Source organism: Paenibacillus sp. 05T425, from assembly GCF_056396205.1.
The window spans coordinates 636,683-658,547 of the sequence record NZ_JBFTLA010000002.1; the positions used below are offsets into that span (position 1 = coordinate 636,683).

Genomic DNA, 21,865 nt, shown 5'->3' on the forward strand with positions numbered 1-21,865 from the left:
ACATCCATGTCTACAAGTGCAATTGTTCGTCTGCTGCAGCAGCAGCACGAGCTGTATGAGCGTCTTCTCGAGCTGGAACATAGTAAKAAACCTTTAATTATTGCCAATGATGTCGTTCAACTGAACGTCATCACGCAGAAAGAAAAGCTGCTGACCACGACAGCGGAAGAGCTTGAAACCAAGCGAGTGTTCGAAACAGCACGCTACTATAAGGACATGGGCTTCCGATTCCGCAGCGGCGTAATGACGGAGCTCATCAAGTCGGTCAGCAACGCCGATGAGAAGCAGGAACTTATTAAGCTGCAACAGAAGCTTAGCGAATTGCTTCAAGAGTTGAAACAGGTGAACGATCTGAATCAGCAACTGATTCACCAGTCGCTTACGTTCATTAACTTTTCTATAGATCTCATGCAGGAGAATCCGAACGAGGACGTCACCTATCAGCATCCGATGAGTCAACAATACAATAACAATAAACGCAACACCTGGTTCGATTCCAGAGCTTAACGAGGAGATGACACAATGAGATCAACCTTCCATTCGCTTGAAACGGCGAAGCGCGGCTTGTTCACGCAGCAGGCAGCGATTAATACGGTAGGCCATAACATTTCGAATGCGAATACGGAGGGGTATTCCCGGCAAAAGGTAAATATGGTTGCATCGCGACCGATTGAAGCCTATGGGATGAATCGATCCATTGCTCCAGGACAGCTTGGAACAGGTGTTGAATTTACTTCCATTACGCGTATACGAAATGCATTCTTAGATGAACAATACCGCGAGCAAAGCCAAGGCGTGGGAAGTTTATCGATTCAGACTGACACTTTAAGCAAGCTGGAAGGCTTCGTGAGCGAGCCGTCCGATACCGGAATTAGAACCGTTCTAGAAAATTTCTGGAGCTCATGGTCCGATCTTAGCAAAGACCCCGAGAATGTGACCGGCCGTGAAATATTGAAAGAAAATGCTCAAGCGCTGGCTGAAACCTTCAACGAACTCAGCCGTCAGTTAACCGATTTGGATGCCGACCTCACTTCGAATATCGATGTTAAAGTGAGCGAAGCCAATTCCTTGTCCACGACGATCGCGTCGCTGAATACGGAAATTAGACGGATTGAATCGCTAGGAGACGATGCGAACGATCTACGCGACCAAAGAGATTTGATGACAGACAAGCTGTCCAAGATAATTAATATAAATGTAACGGATTCCGAATTCGGATATCAGATATCGGTCGGCAATACGAATTTGGTGCAAGGCGGAACCGTTACGACGTTGACGTCTCAGGATGTAGAGACCGGCGTCGCGAACGGTACCGTTACCGGTGGCGAAGTGCACGGGATGATTTTTTCCCGCGATAACTATGTAGCGGAATTCCGGCAACAGCTCGATACGCTTGCGAATACGCTCGCGAACGGAGAATTCCAAGTAACCGTTCCGGCGGGCTGGGTGAAACCGGGAACGACGACGCCGACAACCGACCCCGAAGTCGTTACGGTGCGAGGAATTAACGGGCTGCATAAGCTTGGTTACTCGTTAGGATCTCCAGCAACCGCTGGGGAGGATTTCTTCACCTTCAAAGCCGGGGCAACGGGTATTACGGCAGCGAGCATCACGCTTAATCCGACTATTGCTGCTGATTCCAACAAAATCGCTACATCGCTACGCACGGCAACTGACGGCGCTGGCGTTACGACCGTCGTGAGCGGCAATAATGGATTAGCGTTGCTAATGTCTGAACTCAAGGACGTCAAAATCGCGTTTGACGAAACAGCGATTGGCGGTGGCGTTACGAATGCAACTATTAGTGATTTTTACGGCGCTATTATCGGAGCATTAGGCGTGCAAAGCCAGGAAGCGGACCGCATATATACAAATACGCAGACGCAGCTCGATCAAGTGGAGAGCAGCCGTCAGTCCGTCAGCGGCGTTTCGCTGGATGAAGAAATGTCTGACCTTATCAAATATCAATATGCCTATAGCGCTTCAGCGCGTTTTATGACGACATTCGATCAGATGCTCGAGAAACTTATTAACGGAACCGGCGTTGTCGGACGCTAATTAAACAAGGCCAAAGGAGGGTAACTCAATGTCACTTCGCGTTACACAAAGCATGATGCACCTGCAACTAACGAGAAACTTGAACCGCAACATGACTCAAATGGAGCAAATTCAACAGCAAACAACGACTGGCCGCAAGCTGAATAAGCCATCCGACGATCCTGTCGGAATGACCTACTCCTTGCGTTATCGTTCCGAAATAGCAGGCAACGGTCAGTACCAGAAAAACGTGGATGCTGCTTTGTCATGGCTTGATTTCAATGATACGGCTGTTGGTCAGGCGGGAGACGTTTTGCAACGGGCCAAGGAACTGATGACGAATGGTGCAACAGGTACGAATCCGCAAATCGCATTAGACAGTATTAAAAACGAAATTGAACAACTGAAAAGTCAACTAATCGACATCGGCAACAGCAAGTTTAACGGAAAGTACGTATTTAACKGCGAACAATTCGGAACAGCTCCTTACGACAAATCGATTACTGGGTTTGATGCCAAAGGCGCAGAGACAGATGCAGGGATCGTTCAATACGCGGTAGGCGTGAATGCTACTATCGACATTAATTTCACTGGCGAGCAAGTATTCGGAGCAGCCGACCCAGCCGGTACGACCAACAATATATTCTCTGTATTGGATCGTGTCATGAACGCACTTAGCACTGGCGATTACGCTGCGGTGTCAGACGAGCTTCCGAATGTCGAAGCCAACATGGACCGGTTGTTGAATGTACGGTCTGAGATAGGTGCACGTGTCAATCGCGTCGAGCTTATTCAGAACCGATTGGCCGATATGGAGATTAACTTGACCGATATGAAATCGAAAACCGAGGACGCGGATTATGAGAAGCTGTTGATAGACGCGCAAATCAACGAAAACATCTATCAGGCTTCGCTTTCCGTGGGTGCTAAAGTGGTTAGCAAATCGCTCGTCGATTTCTTGAGTTAGTCCGATGAGATTGCCGCAGATTCAAATTCAATCGACACCAGCTCGAATTGGCATACAGTCTGAACGAGGGCAATACGAGATCACGCAAGGTAAAGTGAAACTTAATTCCGAGACAGTGCCTACGGTGATTGACATCAAGACCGAACGTCCTGAATTGATTATTGATCAAACGGCAACTTGGGACGCACTGACAGGCGGCAAAGCGCAGGCGTTTTGGGACCGTATCTATGGATCTTATGGGCAGTACGCAGCTAGATATGTGGAAAATAAAGTGAATGAGTATGATCGGATCGGCGACCTTACGTCGGGAGGCAATCCGATTGCGGATCTTGCTCTGCAGAGCACTGCCCAAGACATGATTCCGCTCAACGTATTCGGACATGCTTCGCCTCGCAACGTCAAGTTCGATGCAATTGTAACAAAACCACAAATAAACGTACAGGTTGGCGGAGTAAACACGTCACCTGAATATATTCCGATAGATGTTAAGTACAATAGAGGCGTGACTAAGGTCTATATGGAACAGTACGCCTCAGTAAAGATAACGCCACCCGTCATTGACTTGGCGGTGTGACGGTGGGATAATGGGTCAGAGCTATAGAATCGTCTAACGATGCTATAGCTTTTTCTTTTACTAACACATAATATGGGGTGGTTTGCGTGAAAATTGAAACAGCTCGATTGGGAGCTATCGAATATGAGGAATCAAGAGTTATTACGTTCTCACAGGGTATTCCGGGATTTAAGGACTGCAAAAAATACATTCTTATCGAGATAGAAGACAGTCCATTCATGTACTTGCAATCGATTGAAGAAGGTAACGTGACCTTTGTTGTCGCTTCGCCATTCGAATTCTATCAGCAGTACGAATTTGAAATTCCATCACACGTGAAGTTGGAGCTGCAATTACTTGACCAGAAAAATGTAAAAGTGTTCAATATCGTAACCGTTAGAAATCAATTGTCAGAAGCAACGATTAATCTTGTTGCGCCAATAATAATCAACGACGATAACAAAGCAGGGGTCCAGCACATTTTAGCGGAAGGCGAATATTCGTTAAGACATCCTCTGTTTTCAGCGGAAGAAAGCGGCGAAGGGGGAAAGTGAATGCTTGTATTATCTAGGAAAAAGGGCGAGTCGTTATTAATCGGAGATCATATCGAATTAAGCATTTTGGAAGTGACGGGAGACGTCGTAAAGATCGGAATCAAAGCGCCTAAAGAAGTACCTATTCTTCGAAAAGAGCTGTTTACCGCAGTAGAGGAAATGAATCGATCAGCTGAGTTATCATCAATCGATAACGAAGCTCTAAAAAATCAATTAAAGATCAAAAAAAGATAGTACAAGCTATAAACAAATAACAAAAACAGCCGATATATATATTATGGCAAGAGTTTAGTGCAAACTACCTACTTGACCTGCCACAAGGATGTGGCAAAAAACCAATTTCAGGGAGGAAATATCAATGCGTATTAATCACAACATCACAGCTTTGAACACTCACCGTAACATGGGTCTTAACAACGMTAACGCTAGCAAATCCATGGAAAAATTGTCTTCCGGTCTTCGCATCAACCGTGCGGCTGACGACGCTGCAGGTCTTGCAGTTTCCGAAAAAATGCGCGGCCAAATTCGTGGTCTGGAAATGGCACAACGTAACGTTCAAGACGGTATCTCGTTCGTACAAACAGCTGAGGGCGCTATGAACGAAGTTAGCTCGATGCTTACTCGTATGAAAGAGCTTAACGTTCAAAAATTGAACGGCACTTACTCTTCGACGGATACAGCTAACATCGATGTAGAGCTTGACGAGTTGGGCAAACAAATCACGAACATCATGAACGATACAACGTTCAACAAAATGGCTATCACTGATGGCGCAACGATTCAATCCGATGATTCGGCTCAAACAATTGCAATCGGCAGCATCGTTACAACTGACTTTATCAGCTTGACTTCCAGCTCTTCGCTTGGCGAAATTGAAACAGCTATCGAGAGCGTTGCTACTGAGCGCGCTAAATTGGGTGCTGTTCAAAACCGTCTTGAGTACACTTCGAACAACTTGGGAACGACTGTAGAGAACCTGACTGCTTCCGAATCCCGTATTCGCGATACAGACATGGCTTCCGAGATGGTCAAACTTACAAAGGACAACATCTTGCTCCAAGCATCGCAAGCTATGCTGGCTCAAGCCAACTCGCAACCACAAGGCGTATTGTCCTTACTTCGTTAATCTACTGCAAAAGGGAAGAGGCCTTGGTTTTACCAAGCGCCTCTTTTTCTTTATTTATAAGGCCATATCTAAAGAATGGGGCTTAATTGTCCGATAATATATTTATAGTTTAATGACGAGGGTGGTTATACGATGAACATTTCATCTGTTAACACTACGGCGGGATATTCCTCAGAGACGAATTCAAGCAACGGGCCGAGAAAAGAAACGGTGAATGAACCGAATGCAAAACCAATAAGTGCTCAGATCGAGCCAGTAGTGACGGAAGAGTACGTAAAGAAGAACCTTGACCGGATCTTGCAAGCGATTCAATCGCCGGAGACGACCGTTGACCGGTCGATTCACGAAGTGACGAAGCAAGTAATTTATAAGGTCAGGGATAAAGCAAGCGGAGAGGTAATCAGACAGTTTCCTGAAGAGAAGCTGGTAGAAGCTGCTGCTAAGCTGATCGAGCTTACGGGGATGATGATCGACAAGAAAGTATAGAAGGAGGCGTTGCGAGCATGAGATTATCTGGTTTGGCTTCCGGCCTTGATGTCGACTCAATGGTTAAGGAATTGATGAAGGCACGTCGTACGTCCTACGACACGATGATCAAGAAGAAAACGCAAGTGGAATGGCAAAGGGACGATTACCGAAACATAAGCACCAAAATCGTTGATTTCAGGTACAATAAGCTCTCCTCATATAATCTTTCGAATGCCATTAACGCTAAAACAGGGGAAATATCGGGAGATAAAAACGCTATTCAATTGAATGCGACGAACTCCACAGCAGCCGGTACATTAAATGTAAACGTTACACAGGTTGCGACTGCCGAGACAAGGGTTTATAATTTCGGCTCAGGAACTGCTGCTGCATCTTTGCAGAGTTTGGGCTTTGCCGCAGATCCGGACAATGCTGCCAATGTTGCCGTAACGATTAACGGCGAGAAAATATCGCTCGCCAGTACGGCGACTTTGAAAGATTTGAGCACGGCTATTAACGCAAAATCGACCAAAGCAAAGGCAACTTCCCTGTATAATGAAACAACAGGCCAGTTATCTATCGCTTCGACGGTTACAGGCGCTAACAAACTGTCAGTGAACGTTCCTGCAATATCGGATACCAAAACGTATACGTTCGCAAGCGGGAAAAATTTAGATCAATTAGGTTTCGAAGAATTTGCATCTGACAACACAAAAGTTACTGTTAACGTCAATGGTAGTACCCTAGTGTTGGACAAAACAGCGACTCTAGCGGACTTAGCTGATGCTATTAATGCTGACCCTGCAATGTACAATGCAAAGGCCGAATACAATAATGCTACTGGTAAGTTTAGTATCCGCTCGTTAGATTCGAATCCGGTTGCTTTAGAGGGGGAGCCATTCGATTCCACTACAGCTGCAACAACATCTGGAGTAACGGTCAGTGCGGGTAAAGACGCCCAAGTAACGATCAACGGAGTTGCTTACGAGCAAGACTCCAATCGTTTCGTCGTCAATGGTGTCGATTTCACCGTCAAGGCAGAGACAACTTCTGCGACATCCATCTCTGTCGTTAAGGATACGAGCAAGATTGTAGATACCGTAAAGTCTTTTATTACTGAATATAATAACTTGATCGGTTTGATTAACGGAGAATTGTCGGAGGATAAAAACCGCAAGTATTTGCCTCTGACAAGCGACGAGAAAGCTGCTCTAACGGAGAAGGAAGTCGAGCTGCTGGAAACGAAAGCGCGCAGCGGTATGTTACGCAACGATACGACGCTATCGAAGTTTGTTTCCGATCTTAGGGTGATTGCCACTTCCTTGGTCGGCGGTGTTGATCTTGGCAACGATACTTATCTTTCCGTAGGAGTATCTACTGGCAGCTATTCGGAAAAAGGCAAGCTTGTCCTTGACGAAGAGAAGCTCCGCAACGCTCTGGATTCCAATCCGGATGAAGTGGTAGAACTGTTCTCGGGAAGCAACGGGATTTTTAAGAAAATGATGGACAGCTCTACGACCGCGTTAAAGGATCTTAATAAGTTGGCAGGTACGTCACTGACTAGCTCCGATTCGGCTTCGCCTTTCATGGCGAGCTCATTAATGGGCGAGCGACTTCGGGATATGGAGTCTAAAGAGGCAATGATGTTGACACGCTTAAACAGGATGGAAGTTCAATATTACAAGCAATTCACGGCAATGGAAACGGCGATTAACAAATTCAATAGTCAGTCTTCTTCCTTATCGAGTTTCTTATAGTCAGTTAAAGGAGTGATACAGTGTGATGAAGTCGCCATATCAAATCTATCAGCAGTCCTCCGTGCAAACCGCAGGTGGCGGACAGCTTATTATTATGCTGTACGAAGGTGCCATTCGTTTCACGAAGGCTGGTGCAGAGGGTATTCAAACTCGCAATTATGAGAAAGCTAACACGAATCTAAAGAAAGCCCAGGCGATTATTCACGAGCTGATTGCTGCTTTAAACTATGACTATGAAATTTCGAAGAGCTTGTTAAATCTCTATGAGTACATGCTGCATCAGTTAATCGACGCGAATGTTAAGAAGAATGTGCGGATGGCTGAGGAAGTCGTCGCGCATTTGACGGATCTCCGGGATGTGTGGAAGCAAGTTGTCAAAGGTCCTAGCGGTTCTTCGGATGTTCGCGTAGAGACCGGTTTGTAAGCAATGAGACCGATGATTAACGAGCTTTATGATAAAACGGAGGATGTCGTACAGCGTATCGGAGATTCGACTATGGACGACCTGCTCGAATTGGTGGCGCTTCGTGATACCGTAATCGAGTCGTTGCAACAGGAAGGCTTGCTTGAGGATGGACAAAAAACGTTGCTTGCTCAGATTGCGTCTAATGATGATATCATTATTGCAAGAATGATCATGCTTAGAGACGAAGCCAATCATGGTTTGGAGAAGATATCTAAATCACGAATGCAAAAACAAGTTTACGAATCCTCCTATTCAAACGAAAGTTATTTCTTTGACAAGCGAGAGTAGATGCCATGAACAACAAAAAACCGCCGATTCCGGCGGTTTTTTGTTGTTCATATTCATTTGAGCAGCTGCTGGAGAAAAGGCAACTTACGATATTGTGGGAAACGGTCAAGCAATTGCTTGCGATATTTCGATTTCGTTTCTTCGTTCGAGCAGTGTGTTAATAAATAGATATATAGTTTGTTATAGTTTGGGGATTCTTCGATTGCTCTCTCCAAGAACGGAATGGCGTCATCATAAAGGCCATCGTTAATATGGAGCATAGCCAGATTGAGATAACTTGGCAACGTCAATTGGTTCGCATCCAGTAGTACCGAATAGTAGGAGACGGCGTCATCATACTTATAGATAGAGTAGAAATAGTTAGCCAAAGCGTTGATAAGAACAGGGTGCGACAACTGCTCAATGTATCGATCGAATGTATCATATTGCCGAATTCGGAGCAGATCAGTTACTAGCCGAAAAATGAAATCATGATATTGTTCAATCCAATCTTCCGAGAATGATTGGGACTTCAAGCCTTTATAAAATTCATAAGCATGCTGCAGGGCTTGATCCTCCTCTTCGATTTGGAACGAATCGACAACATCGATGCCCCAAACCATATAGCTTAAGGACAGGACATGCAGAAGTTCCTTCGTAAGGGGATTGGATTTTTGCAGATTAATATGCTCCAATAAGCCGTTCTGATTATTTGTAATCAATGCGTATTTTACTAAATCTTGAAGGGATAGCTGCCGATTTCCGGAGAGCTGCTCATAATAGGCAGTGACAAGCTTCGAATCTCCAAGAACGTTAAATACTTTGAATAGCAAATACAGCTGGTCGTTATCCGGGTTAGGGAATAACATCGATATAAATTTATGGACTTGTTTATAATCTTTTTCGAAGTGAAGCATGAGCTCGAACAATTGCAAGAGCGATGCATAATCAGACGGATCGCTGTTCACTTTTTTTGTAAGGTAATAAATCGTATCCTTCGTATTGTGCTCGGCCATAGCGATGGCTACCAGCTTTGTTAATGGGGTATCCATTGCGAGCATTGGACTGACTAGCCAAAATATCGTATTAGTGGAGGCCAGTTCGTCGGATTTCCGAAGAGCAGTCTGAAAGGCTGATTTAGCTTGTCCATAAAGTCCAAGATGTTCATAAATAAGTCCTTGCATAGAATGATAGTCAGGGTAGTTTTTTTTGTCCTTGCACTCATGCTCTAGCAATGTCCAGGCTTCATATATGCGATCGTTCCTCATATGGTTCAGGATGAGCTCGAATACTAAGAGATAGTGCCAGGCTGTCGTCGGTTTGGATTTCTTATAAGCTTTCTCATAATAGTAGAGGGCTTGTTTGGAGTTGTTCTCCAATGTGTATTCGTTGCCCAAGGTGAAGTAATCGTATGGAGTGAAGTTACTTTGTTTTTTGTGTTCGCTGAACAACTGCAGGTTTCGCTCCGATTTGTTTTTTGAAGCGAGGACGGAGTCCAAATAGCCTGTGTGATAAATCGAGATAGGCGCTTTTAGGGAACGCAATTGTTGACCGTCTTTGGAAGCAAGTTGCTCGTGAATAGGGCGAACGAATTTGATGCCGAATCCATTAGCGAAAAGTCGGCCGATGGAGCCTTCAAGAAGATTAGCTTTCCGCATCGATTCGCCTTTAAAGCTAAATACCGAAACGGTAAATATATTGATTGCGGATGGTGTTAGATTTTCCAGATAAGTACGGATAGACGAGGTGTCATTCGCATCTATATATTCATCCGCATCCAGTACGAGCACCCACTTGGACGTCGCATGTTTAATGCTTTCATTTCGCGCAGCCGAGAAATCATTAACCCACTCGAAGTCATACACATGGTTCGTATGCTTATGGGCAATTTCTTTACTCTGATCGGTAGAACCCGTATCTACGACGATGATCTCATCGGCCAATTCGCTTATGCTGCTTAAACAACGGTCAAGAACATCCTGTTCGTTTTTTACGATCAAACAGACCGAAAGTAGTTTAGTCATGGTTGTTCCTTTCAATTATATATTATAACGATTTTAGATTGTATCGATAATTAGAGCATATCCATCGCGCATCGTGATTCCTCCAAAATAGCGCATAGAGTAACTATATTGAGGGAATGATTTCATAATAATTGCGGCTTCGCTTGCAAATCTGAAACCTTTCAGAATAATTATTGGCTTATGAGTTGCAATGATTTTAGCGGCACCCTGTAAAGCTTGTATATGCCCCATAGTCATATCTAATATAATAATAGTTGGTTGTAAATCATTTTCCATAAAATCAAGGTATATAGATTCTGCCTGAGATGGCTTATATTCTTCTTGGTCAATGAATCGAGTGAAGAAGATTTTCTCATCAAAGTTTACTACAGTATCATCGCATCCTAGAATATACGGAAAAATAAGTGTATGGTCAGACTTTCGCTCATGAAAATATTCTTTTGTTTTTATTCTTCCCACCCAAGTTGGTTCGAATAAATAGATCTCTTTTGCTCCTGATAGAGTGTTGAGGTAGGTGTCTTGATCATCATTAAATCCGCATCTACAGTGAACAATTATATCGTTAGTGCCAACCTTGATGAGATCATTGCCAACTATTTGACCATCTAGTGATCTATAACTTCCTAGTACATTAGAATAATCAAGTTTGCTAGAGAGGAATGAATAGATAAAATCTTCGAATCGCTGCTTCGATAGTTCATCAGACAACTTTTCATGCATTTCCAGTAACAATGATTTGTTTACTTGCACATCTTCAACCCAGGATTCAGGCAATAATCGGGGGCGAGAGTCACTATCTAAGAAATAAATATGTTTATATCCAATGGAAAGTAATCTGTCTACAAATGGTTTATAAAACGTTGATACAGACCAAATCGCAACAATGCAAACGGCGTTTGTTCCCGCTCTCAAAAGAGCTTCGTCAGGTGATAGTACAGGGATGTGCAGAATAGATGTGTTTGCTTTAGCTGGATCACTATCGGTAATACAACATGGTAAGATATCATTCTCAAACAACTCTTTAATTATGTCGCTACAAGAAGCGCCTGCACCATAAAGTATGATTTTCCCATTAAACTTAGTGAGTAATGCGGGTAATTGCTTTGTTTTGATGATTCGATTTTGAAATGGACTTTCTCCTAAATTGATAAAGTCCTCTAAAGAAGTTGTCATAATATTGGCTCCCTATTGGTAATTATGTTCGTAAGAGTAGCGCAATACTCGCGAATAAATGAACTCTCTTCATCAATGAATTTACTTATAATAGCATCTGAAATACGCTCACTGCTTTTTCCATCTATTGGCCCCAAACAATAGGTGTCAATTTTTGTGATGGGACGAACTAATGATGAATAGTTAGTGAGTAAATTCTCCACAAACGTATAAGTATCATTTATATTTGAAGTTAGATTCATTTGTGACCAGAAAATATAATTACAATCATAGTGTGATACATCAAATAACAATGCAGGACGTTTAGACGGCAAAAATTGAGAGTACAAGGACCCATAATCCCCTATATATGCATCAGCTATAAAAAGTGCCGGATAGCTGTCTGGGTTGCGATCTAATATAACTCGTTTATGTGATTTTCTGAATTTATCTTGCAGTTCACCTAAATAGGTTAATGGGTGGGGTCTAAGTATGATTGTAATTGAATGGTACTGGATACAAATATCATTTATTATCTTAAGTGTGTCTTCTACTTTTTTTCTTGTGTGAATGCTATTTATTGAGTTATCTGTATTGAGAATTGGATTTATGTTCCATAGTATTACCGTGGTATCTTGTACTACCGCTTCCCATTCCTCGGGGATTTTAACGGGCATATTACCTTCATACATTTCGTATGATAAGTCCATAAGAGGGTGCCCGGTAACAATATCTTGTTCTCCCCATTTAACACTATTGTACGAGAATTCTGATGTTCTGAATTGCAACCAAGTATAGGGATTAATAGTATAGTCGCTATTATACACCAAAATATCAGTTGGGGTCAGTGAATACTCAAGGAACATAGTACGATTAATAATAGGTGTAAGAGATGAGTGCTGTAATTGTAAAGGTTTCATATAAATATGATTGTGAAATGAATAAAAAATCAAATCAGGCATTTCCTCGAAAACATCATATTTCTCTTGAGATACATAATTTACATTCTTTGAACTCAAAAAGGTAACCAATTCATTATATTGTCCACTTGATTTATAAATAGTTGCTGGATAGTAGTCAATTGCAATAATACGTACATCAACAAAATCATGTTTGCTTAATTGGTTATAAATATGTAACAAGTATGTTGAAGAGACGGGCCTAGCAAACAAGAGATCAATGCGCAATTTAATTTGTTTACTTTGTTGAAGCAGAACCAATATATGTTGAATAGAATCTATAAGGTCTGAAGCAAGTACAAAAGTGAGATCACGTTTAACTCTCGATAAATAGTCGAGTATGTGCTCTTCCTTGACTCTTTGGATAAGATCAGAAATAATTCCGGATACCCAAAGTCTTCTTGTCAAACTTAATGGTTCGTTTTCAAGCATATTTATAATTGCCTTACAATCTTGAATTGCCATTTTATAAAATCGATAATGCATACCGTATCCCTCATTCATTGACAATTAGGCTTTGTCGTATCCACCGTCTACAGGAATGACAGTTCCGTTTAAGTAACTGTTAGTTAAAATGCTATAGCAGAAATCCGCAATTTCCTCCGGTTCGGCAAAACGCTGCAGTGCAATTTTGTTCTCAATACGACCACGATGCTCTGGCGTCTTGCTGCTTTGCATCGCCGTTTCCACGAAGCCTGGCGCAATGGCGTTAATGCGGATTTGTTTCGGAGCAAAATGCTTGACCATACTTTGACAGAGCATATGAAGCGCAGCCTTAGACACGCCGTAACTTACTGAAATGGCATGAGGCTGAATTCCCATCATAGAGCCGACACCTATAACCGAACCTCCAGCAGTCATATGTCCGTAAAGTTGCTGCATTAGGAAAAACGGTATATTAACATTAGCATTCATTACATGCTGCCATTGATCCGGTGTTACTTCGAGAAAATCTGTTTTGTCGGTAGCATAGCTGTTCAGAACGAGATAATCCAATTTCTCGCAATGTGTTTTGACGTCTTCGCATACTCTATATACACCTTCTAGAGTAGACATATCCGCTTTAATCAGGTTGAAGTTGGGGCTGATATTATTGAATTTATCTTCAGCTATACGAGCATTGTCTTCATTGAGGGCATAGTTAATGAAGACGTAGCAGCCTTCTTCAAGCAGCCGCTTCGCAATGGCAAAGCCGATACCTGAGGTAGATCCCGTCACCAGCGCGTATTTCATGATCCTAGCCCTTCTTCTCTATAATTTTAGTATAATACAGTTGCCATTCTAGCAATTGTTTCTCGCCTTGAGCGGCTGCTTCCGCAAATTTGCGGAAATTGCTTAAAGCGGATTCGTTCATATTGGCCTGTTTGGCGAAATCCTCAAGAACACCAGGTTTCTTCACTACATCTAAAAAAGGCTGCATGCCGAGCTTATCGGTTAGTAACGACGTGAACCGGCAAGCCTCTTCAAGGGATTGATTTCTGACTTTGAAGAAGAAGATCGCGTTGGCAATTAAACGAAGAGACGTAATGGCAAGTAAAGCGTCTCCATCTGGCAGTTCGCTTGCACATGATTTAAATACATCCCAGCGAAGCTGGAAGTCGCGTAGCGTCGTATTCGTGTCAATCGTATACATCATCGAGCCTGGTCGATTGAAATAGACGTAGTTGGCTTGCGTAATGGATCCTGCCGATTGGGCAAGTGAAAAATAGACGGCGTTAAAGACGCCGTCTTCGCTCATTCGGATCGACTCGTCGAAGCGAATCCCATGTTGCTCCAGCAAAGAACGGCGATACAGTTTGTTCCAAATCGAATTCGCTTGAGCGGCAAGAACCCATTTATACATAAAGTCGCGCCGTGTTGTATCCGGTACTCTTGTTATTTCTTCTGGGTATAACATGAACGTCTGTAACGACTCCGAGTCGACATTATCTCTAAGGATGCCGCTAACGACGATGTCGAGTGATTGCGCAGCGGCAAAATTATGCAAGTCTGCAAACATTGAAGGCCTAACATAGTCGTCTGAATCGACAAAACCGATGTACTCGCCTTGGGCTTCGCGTAGTCCTGTATTCCGGACTGCGCTTGCTCCTCGGGCCTCGCCAGTCAGCATCTTCATGCGGCTATCCCGTCGGCAATATTCCTCAACGATGCGATAGCTTTCCAGATTGCTATTCGCATCCATAATGAGTAAAAATTCAATCGACGACAACGTTTGTCCGATAAGGGAATCCAAGCAGCGTGGCAAGTAATCCTCCGTATTGTAAATCGGTACAATTACACTAACTAATGGATTCATGAGAACCATCCTTTATTGAGCGGTATTTGGTCTGTCGTTAGGCATACTTCGATCAGCTCGTGAAACAGCTGCTCTTGCAGCTCGGATATGTGGTGTATCTGACAGTATTTATGAAGATATCCATTGGTCACGCAAAGACTTAAATAGTGTTTGACGTATTCACCGTTCAGGAAGCTGCTTAGGGAGTCATGCAGCCTTGATTCGGGAAGATTGACGAGCTGACCGTAAAAGAAAATGCTTTTGATACGAGTAATAGTATAAATACTCGCAATTGGCTCGACGAATTCGCCATCCTTGACTTCCAAAAATTCACGAACCGAATTAAAAACGGAATAGTAAAGCTCACCATGATTCGACTTCTTTGCATTTTGTCGAACGGTGGAGTCTTCTCTTTGAATATACTGATATAAAGCTTTTCCTACATGGGAGATGCGTGGCATCGAGCAGCTCAACATTAAATTAAACATATGGTCTTCGCTGTATGTGGCATCTGTAAAACGAATGCCGGTTTTTTCGAGAAAAGAGGCCCGATATAATCTGGACCAAACGTAATTGTTAGGTTTAGGGGCTGCGCTATAACGAAAATAATAGTCAGCTAAATTATTGCCCGATAGCACAAAGCTTTCGTCGCTTAATCGCGAGAAAGCTGATATGGTTCGGTCTGGATAGACCATATTAAAATCGCAAACGACAATATCCGCTTCATTACGATTTGCCGCGGCGTGCATCGAAGCCAGCATATCCGGTTCCAAGGCGTCGTCCGCATCGGCGAAGGCAATAAAGGGCGAGCTCGCTTGGATCATGCCGTAGTTTCTGGCAATGCCGGGCAGCACGCGGTCATATTTGTAATAGAAGAAACGATTGTCATGCGCAACGTACGACTGAGCAATCTTAGAGGTATCGTCAGTCGATCCGACGTCGACGATGATGACCTCGTATGAGGCGAATGTTTGCTGCTGGATCGAATCCAGGCAACGCTTCAAGTAGGCTTCTGCATTGCATGCGGGTACAATGATGCTAATCTTCGATTTCGTCATAATACGAGTTGCCTCTCTCTGTATTCCAAAATCCGTTTATAGTCTTCGATAAAGTCGATTTCTGCCCAAAAATGCCCTGCAATATCAGTAGTCCATATATTGCGGCCAGGAATCATGTTATACAAGATTTGTTCCCACCATGCATTATGGCGCTGTGCTTCGACCATATAGATAAGTTCTTTTTTGCATTCTTTTATAAGCTGTCCTTGTATTTTTGCAAGTCCTACATATTCGCAATTCGCCTTATTTTTATCTAATCCTTTACCGAATTCGCGAACAGCGCCATCCTCGACCCGGAATAGGTAGTCTCCTTGTTCGACACGACTGGAGTCGCTTAACATGACGCAATCGCGTTCGTCCTCCAATAGAATGGGCAGTAAGTTCTCCTCCCAGAATACGTCTGCGTTTCCTAGAATAATGGTGTCCCCCTCCAATTGATCTTTCGCGAACCAAAGCGAGGAAAGGCTGTTCGTAACTGAATAAAAGACATTCTCATGAAATGTAACAGGGAGTCCGTGTAGAGCGTCGATAATGAGTTCTTTTTGGTAGCCAACGACGATATGTACTTCAATTTTGTGTTTTAGTAGCATTTGCACGGTGTGTCGAATAAGGGTCGTTCCGCCGATATCCAATGTACATTTACAGTTACCATTGATATCTCTGCTTATTCTAGTTCCTCGTCCGGCTGCCATAAGAATCGCTTTTGTCGTCATAATAGACTACCCCTTATACAAAGTATTCTACGTAATCAAGCAGCTCCGAGTATCCGTAGCTATTCAATTTACTAGTTACTTCATCAAAATGTTTATCCATTGAAATAATAATATAATATTTATTCGAATTATTATTTAGCTTTTCAATTGTTATGTAATGAGAATATTCCTGAATTAATCCTAAATCCTGCATCCGTTGGTCTACTATTCTATAGTTTAGAAATCCTTTTTCTCGAATCGTATATTCCAAGACCTGTCCGTTCCACCCGTATCCCCAAATAACAGGTATCCGATCCTTCAAGTACGTTTCAAACACATCATGTGATTTGCTAGTATCTGGAGGGAGTAGATCGGAAAGTTCATGCCGGCCTAGACGATGTTTGAAAATTTCTAAAGCGTCGCTGTAACTGAAAAGTTGCTCGGGCTTATGGTGAATACGCTTTAACTCATCCTTACTTAGCGATTGATAGAGATTGACTAAGTTTTGCTGTTCTAGTTTGATACTTTGATTGACTGCCAGGCTAAGATGGTTAGAGTCTTTCACTTTAAGATTTTGGTTTGAAAGATTATTTTCTTCACGTCGATACAAGAGGAGGGAGTCTGGTAAATTCGCCGTTTTTAGTTTGTATGCAATTCTTGCGAATAGATCAGTATCTTCCGCCAAAATATTCTCATTGTACCACAGGTTGTTACTAATTAGCTTTTCTCTTCGCCACATAACTGTTGGATGTAGGAAACTGCAGTACTTTAAAGACCGACATTGAATTTCCTCAGTAGTAATCGGATAAAATTTTTCACCCCAGTTGTTTGTTGTACCGAAAGAACGAAACTGTGTTCCGCAAAAATCAATTTCAGGATGCCTATTAAAGAAGTCTATTTGTTTTGAAAAGCGTTCAGGATGAGCAATATCATCTGCATCCATACGTGCGATGAATAAACCGCGTGCATTCTCTATGCCTAAATTAAGAGATCTGCCAAGGCGCGATTGTTCTTGCTTTTGTACGATATAGGTTCGTGGGTCACCGAATACGGAAACAATCTCTTCTAAAGGATCATCATTTTTATATTCATTAACAAGAATGACCTCGAAGTCCTGAAAAGTCTGTTCATAAACGGAACGCAGAGTCTCCCATATATATTGTTGAGCGCGGTAAACAGGAATGATTACACTAATTGAAGGCTTAACTGCAGTGTAACTTGGTAAACGTACCAATTGGTTTACATAAAAAAAACTGAGTTCAATCAAATCTTTAAGTCWTATGGAATCAACTGAAGTAGGAAAAAGATTATTTTCTATAAAATAATTATGCATATTATTTGTCGCACTAACCCACATTTCATGTAGTACTGAGTATGCTTCTGAACTAGACAGTGATTTTATTAAAATAAGAAATTTTTGTTTTAGTAAAAAATCGTAGCATCGATAGGTTTGCAGTACATCGAAGTAAGTAAAAGACTTCCAACGACCACGCATCGCATCAATTTGTGCTAAGATATGCTGCTCATCTTTGGATAAAGCGCACTCATATAAACTGAGCCGGTTCAAGCAAGCCCCTCCTCGTGTAGAAAACTTTGTTCTTATTCATTATATCGAAAAGATGCAAAGAAACTATTAGCTCGACAATGCAAATGTATAATATTAACACGCATAGCGAGTGGGCTTTCATAATCCGATGCATTGATCCGATATATAATATATAATGTGTGCAAAGGATTGAGAAATTTATCGGAATGAGGGTAAATACATGAGTTATTATAATAAACTTCGAAAATTATTCACAAGTGCTTCTATTGATAATGAATTATTTGCAGAGTTGGATGATTCGCAATATATAGTTAATCCTGTTGCTATTTATGGTGGAGGTCAGTTCGGGGAGCTATGGCTCAAATATTTTGTGGAAGATAAGGGGCTCTATCCAAAGTTTTTTATTGATCGTAATGCAGAGAAACAAGGAAAGGACTATTTGGGTATTCCTGTAGTTTCATTAGAAGATCTGGCCGCAATAACGAATGGCAAAGCAAATATCATCATTACACCTTACTCTTTAAATACTCAATCCGAATTGCGAATGGAATTAGAGGAGTATTGCAGTCAGTGGGCATTTAAGCTCTATTTTATACCAGCTCAATATTCTAAAGCATTAGAAATGAGATACGCTATCCATCAAGAAAACTGTCTTAATGTAATTGATATGTTGTATGATGATTTTTCAAAAGCATCATACTACGAATACATTCGTAGCAAAATGTCTGGGGAAACGTATCGCCCTCCATACTTTGATTACGATCAGCAGTATATAGCCAATGATTTATTCCTCCTATCAGATTCTGATTTTATAGCAGATTGTGGAGCGTATGAGGGGGATACTTTAGAAATATTTTGCGAACAATATCCCGATCTTCGGGGAATAGCTTCATTTGAACCGACTCCTGATACCTTTCAAAAGCTTGAGGCTGTGGCAGGGCGTCTAATGAAAGACAATATCCGACTTTTTAACATGGCAACGGGTGATCGTGACACAACTGTTTATTTTTCTCAATCGAATACGACATCCGAAAATCGGGTATCACAGAATGGTGATGTCGAAGTGAAAATGTGTACTTTAGACGAAGTTATTTTTAAAGATCAACCATCATTTATAAAGATGGATGTAGAAGGCAGTGAGTTGGCTACCTTACACGGTGCACGTCAAATCATTTCATCGTATACTCCTATACTTGCTATATGCATTTATCACAAAACAGAAGATTTATTCGAAATTCCGTATTTCATCAGAAAAGAATTTCCGGCATATCGCTTGTATGTGCGAAAGTATTCTAATGATCCTTACGAGTTGGTGTTATTTGCTGTTCCCCCTAGTCGATGCATTGATAATTTGGAGTAATCATAGAACTAGGACAGTCTTGATGTGAAAAATGAAAGGTTGGATATCTCGGTGAGAGTTGAACGCAAAAAGCAGACTTTGGAGCTCGTAGATACATTAAGAGAAGCTCTTCAATTTCTTAATAGTCCGGCAGCGAGCACAGCGCCATACTTGCATGATGATTGTGTAGCCTGTATTGGAGCGATTTGTTCCGTTTTGGATGAAGTCATCAACAAGAAGTACACGATCTATAGTTCGGCTTGCGAAGCAGACATCCAGGCAAGGAACTATGACGGTGCGTATAAATGGGCGGATGTATTATCGATATGGATTCACGAACATGTGCAAGTACATTATGAAATAGTATTTATGCCTTATAAGGCGGAAATGTGGGATGCATTTGACAGTGTATGGCGAGCTGCAAGCGCCGATCCGTCATGTATCGTACGAACAATACCGATACCATATTCAAGCTTAAATCCACAGCGAGGAACATCTATAGAAGTATACGAAGGAGATAAATTTCCTTCATATGTTGAAATAACACATTATAAAAACTATGATCTAAATAATCATCATCCCGATGTTATCTTTATTCATAATCCATATGACGATTTAAATACAGTCACGAAGGTGCACCCTACATACTTTAGCTCGAATCTAATGAAATATACGAATAAACTTGTATATATTCCATATTTCATTTCAATAGGCCAACACCCTCCTCACTTTAAATTGCCGTCCTTAAAAAATGCTTGGAGAACTTTTGTACAGTCCGAATCGACTCGAGATGAGTTTCTGGCATCCAAGCAAGTTAATCCAGATCAAATCGTCGCCATGGGATCGCCAAAGATTGACCATATGCTCGATCGTATGCAACAAAATGTATCAATACCAGCAGAGTGGGAACAGGCTTTACAAGGCAGAACCATATTCTTGTTTAACACCAGTCTAGGCAGATTGTTGTCTGAAAAAGAAGATATTATAAAAAGTATCCAAGAAGTTATTCGTCATTTCCAAATCAATAAAGATATCGCGATTATTTGGCGTCCGCATCCCCTTAGCATAGAAACAATCAAATCAATGAAACCTCAATTGCTCCATGCATACGACACTCTTGTAAAAAATTTTAAGAGGATGTCGAATGCTGTCTATGATGAGTCGGCGGAGATGCATACAGCTATTATCCATTCAGACGCTTATATTGGAGATTTTAGTTCTGTACTTGCTCCTTATGCTCTGACTGGAAAGCCCGTAATGAAATTGATGCCCAATATTAAAGCTAGTATTGATTTTTGGGGAGTAAGTCGCGCTTGGTTGGACTATAAGGATGAATCCATGATCCCACTTCGCTTGAGTTCGGGCTTTGTTTCTAATAATGAATTCATATTCGCGGCAGACAATCGAGGAGGAGTTTATTCGCTGGATTTATCATCGGGAGAGTCAAGACTATCCCATGTTTTCTCGCAAGACGGCTACAGTGAACCTCAACTTTATGCCAAAATAGTTAATTATCAAGATGATATTTGGTTTGTTCCGAAACGCGCCTCACAGGTGATAAGTTATAACCAAAAAACAGGTGTAATGAAATCTTTATCTCTCCCAGCAATTTTTCAATTTGAAGGATATCATCGTTTTTCGAATGCTGTTCAGCATGGTCAATATTTATGGATGCTACCTGCAGAATCTAAGATGGTTGTACAGCTTGACATGACATCAGGAGAAATGAAAAGCTATGAAGTTATCATGAGTGAAAGCTTTTTGACGGAAGAAATGTTATCTTACTCAAATGGCGTCATTACTAATGGTTCACTATGGATCACATGCCAGGGACAACGGTCACTTATCCAAATGGATCTTGTCACCGGGGAGATGAAACATCATGAGCTAAGCTTTCTTCAAGATTCAATTCAAGCAATTGCCTCAGATGGCATGGCATTGTGGATAGTTTCTCCTAATGGACCAACAGTTACAAAATGGAATCCAGTAACTGAAGAATTAAATGTGTATAATCAATGGCCTAAAGGCTTTATGGGTGGACCGCAACCGTTCTCTGAAGTAATTTTTGCAGGTGAGTATATATGGTTAGTGCCACATGATGCAAATTCTATTTTGAAAATCTCATCAGAGACTGGTGTTGTATCAGTCGTTTATTCAAACATAAAAAAATCCCTTTGGTCTAAGATAAACGGATCTTATCCTTTTGATTCTGTGGAGCGTAACCGTTCATTGAAAAACAACGATGCTTTGTATTCAGGAGCCGTTTTACACGAAAACTGGATTTGGTTTTGTCCGATAACTGCTCCATTTATGCTAGGTATTCATTTGAAGACTGGGGAAATGAAAAAAATAAATGTAGAAATGTCGAGAGAGCAGGACGAGAAAAATATTATAGTATATCGCTATCCTCAGCCTCCTAAAGTTGGTATTGATCTTAGGAGTACATTCAATGATCGCAGCTTACCGCTTAAGTCATTTATAGAAATGGTTTGTAGAGGTGAAAATGAGGCTTGGAGTAATAAGCAGAGCCAAGAAGTGTACTCAAGTATCTCAAATGCCGACGGAACAAGCGGCCAGAGAATATGGGATTATATTGTGGAGCGTTTGGCATACTAATAAGTTTAG

General features: G+C 41.8%; 21 protein-coding genes. 13 read left to right on the top strand and 8 right to left on the bottom strand.

What is annotated here, in order from left to right:
* The first annotated feature begins 6 nt into the window (after window positions 1-6).
* From AC1DF0_RS06605 to AC1DF0_RS06655, 11 genes are all read left to right on the top strand, one after another.
* Complete coding sequence (locus AC1DF0_RS06605; protein ID WP_477573423.1) at window positions 7-507, top strand: flagellar protein FlgN; 501 nt, start codon at window positions 7-9, stop codon at window positions 505-507.
* A gap of 15 nt (window positions 508-522) precedes the next feature.
* Window positions 523-2,058, top strand: coding sequence for a flagellar hook-associated protein FlgK (gene flgK / locus AC1DF0_RS06610; RefSeq protein WP_477573424.1), 1,536 nt, complete (start codon window positions 523-525; stop codon window positions 2,056-2,058).
* Between the two features lie 28 nt (window positions 2,059-2,086).
* Window positions 2,087-3,004 (top strand): flagellar hook-associated protein FlgL, encoded by a 918-nt coding sequence (flgL, locus tag AC1DF0_RS06615; RefSeq protein WP_477573425.1) that lies wholly within the window; start codon window positions 2,087-2,089, stop codon window positions 3,002-3,004.
* 4 nt (window positions 3,005-3,008) lie between these two features.
* Entirely contained in the window at window positions 3,009-3,578 is a 570-nt protein-coding gene (locus AC1DF0_RS06620; RefSeq protein ID WP_477573426.1) for a DUF6470 family protein, read from the top strand.
* Window positions 3,579-3,664: 86 nt separating this feature from the next.
* Window positions 3,665-4,111, top strand: coding sequence for a flagellar assembly protein FliW (gene fliW, locus AC1DF0_RS06625; RefSeq protein WP_477573427.1), 447 nt, complete (start codon window positions 3,665-3,667; stop codon window positions 4,109-4,111).
* Window positions 4,112-4,345 carry a carbon storage regulator CsrA gene (csrA, locus tag AC1DF0_RS06630; protein WP_477573428.1) on the top strand — a complete coding sequence of 78 codons (234 nt, stop codon included), beginning with the start codon at window positions 4,112-4,114 and terminating at the stop codon, window positions 4,343-4,345.
* A gap of 124 nt (window positions 4,346-4,469) precedes the next feature.
* Complete coding sequence (locus AC1DF0_RS06635; protein WP_477573429.1) at window positions 4,470-5,237, top strand: flagellin N-terminal helical domain-containing protein; 768 nt, start codon at window positions 4,470-4,472, stop codon at window positions 5,235-5,237.
* 132 nt (window positions 5,238-5,369) lie between these two features.
* Complete coding sequence (locus AC1DF0_RS06640) at window positions 5,370-5,723, top strand: flagellar protein FlaG (protein WP_477573430.1); 354 nt, start codon at window positions 5,370-5,372, stop codon at window positions 5,721-5,723.
* Window positions 5,724-5,740: 17 nt separating this feature from the next.
* Entirely contained in the window at window positions 5,741-7,462 is a 1,722-nt protein-coding gene (fliD, locus tag AC1DF0_RS06645) for a flagellar filament capping protein FliD (RefSeq protein ID WP_477573431.1), read from the top strand.
* A 22-nt stretch (window positions 7,463-7,484) separates the two neighbouring features.
* The gene (fliS, locus tag AC1DF0_RS06650) at window positions 7,485-7,886 is read left to right on the top strand and encodes a flagellar export chaperone FliS (protein ID WP_477573432.1); all 402 of its coding nucleotides are present in this window, start codon (window positions 7,485-7,487) and stop codon (window positions 7,884-7,886) included.
* Between the two features lie 12 nt (window positions 7,887-7,898).
* A complete protein-coding gene (locus tag AC1DF0_RS06655; RefSeq protein WP_477573433.1) occupies window positions 7,899-8,216 on the top strand; it encodes a hypothetical protein in 318 nt (105 codons plus the stop codon).
* A 53-nt stretch (window positions 8,217-8,269) separates the two neighbouring features.
* Here the strand turns inward: AC1DF0_RS06655 and AC1DF0_RS06660 are convergent, their stop codons facing one another.
* The 8 genes from AC1DF0_RS06660 to AC1DF0_RS06695 are packed head-to-tail and all read right to left on the bottom strand — an operon-like array spanning window position 8,270 to window position 17,922.
* A complete protein-coding gene (locus AC1DF0_RS06660) occupies window positions 8,270-10,219 on the bottom strand; it encodes a glycosyltransferase (RefSeq protein ID WP_477573434.1) in 1,950 nt (649 codons plus the stop codon).
* A gap of 33 nt (window positions 10,220-10,252) precedes the next feature.
* Window positions 10,253-11,392, bottom strand: coding sequence for a hypothetical protein (locus AC1DF0_RS06665; RefSeq protein ID WP_477573435.1), 1,140 nt, complete (start codon window positions 11,390-11,392; stop codon window positions 10,253-10,255).
* Window positions 11,389-12,816: a CDP-glycerol glycerophosphotransferase family protein gene (locus tag AC1DF0_RS06670; protein WP_477573436.1), complete on the bottom strand. Its 1,428-nt coding sequence runs from the start codon at window positions 12,814-12,816 to the stop codon at window positions 11,389-11,391. The genes AC1DF0_RS06665 and AC1DF0_RS06670 overlap by 4 nt, the downstream gene beginning before the upstream one ends.
* Before the next feature lie 24 nt (window positions 12,817-12,840).
* On the bottom strand, window positions 12,841-13,563 hold the full coding sequence (locus AC1DF0_RS06675) for an SDR family NAD(P)-dependent oxidoreductase (RefSeq protein ID WP_477573437.1): 723 nt from the start codon (window positions 13,561-13,563) through the stop codon (window positions 12,841-12,843).
* Window positions 13,564-13,567: 4 nt separating this feature from the next.
* Window positions 13,568-14,626, bottom strand: coding sequence for a glycosyltransferase family 2 protein (locus tag AC1DF0_RS06680; RefSeq protein WP_477573438.1), 1,059 nt, complete (start codon window positions 14,624-14,626; stop codon window positions 13,568-13,570).
* Window positions 14,623-15,663 (bottom strand): glycosyltransferase family 2 protein, encoded by a 1,041-nt coding sequence (locus AC1DF0_RS06685; protein WP_477573439.1) that lies wholly within the window; start codon window positions 15,661-15,663, stop codon window positions 14,623-14,625. The genes AC1DF0_RS06680 and AC1DF0_RS06685 overlap by 4 nt, the downstream gene beginning before the upstream one ends.
* Window positions 15,660-16,376, bottom strand: a complete 717-nt coding sequence (locus tag AC1DF0_RS06690) for a phosphocholine cytidylyltransferase family protein (protein ID WP_477573440.1) — start codon at window positions 16,374-16,376, stop codon at window positions 15,660-15,662. Before AC1DF0_RS06690 ends, AC1DF0_RS06685 begins: the two co-directional genes overlap by 4 nt.
* A 13-nt stretch (window positions 16,377-16,389) precedes the next feature.
* Window positions 16,390-17,922, bottom strand: a complete 1,533-nt coding sequence (locus AC1DF0_RS06695; RefSeq protein ID WP_477573441.1) for a glycosyltransferase — start codon at window positions 17,920-17,922, stop codon at window positions 16,390-16,392.
* Between the two features lie 199 nt (window positions 17,923-18,121).
* On the opposite strand from AC1DF0_RS06695, the gene AC1DF0_RS06700 reads away from it, so the two are divergent.
* Both AC1DF0_RS06700 and AC1DF0_RS06705 read left to right on the top strand, forming a co-directional pair.
* A complete protein-coding gene (locus AC1DF0_RS06700) occupies window positions 18,122-19,261 on the top strand; it encodes an FkbM family methyltransferase (protein WP_477573442.1) in 1,140 nt (379 codons plus the stop codon).
* A gap of 24 nt (window positions 19,262-19,285) precedes the next feature.
* Window positions 19,286-21,856 (top strand): CDP-glycerol glycerophosphotransferase family protein, encoded by a 2,571-nt coding sequence (locus AC1DF0_RS06705; protein WP_477573443.1) that lies wholly within the window; start codon window positions 19,286-19,288, stop codon window positions 21,854-21,856.
* Window positions 21,857-21,865 lie beyond the last annotated feature (9 nt).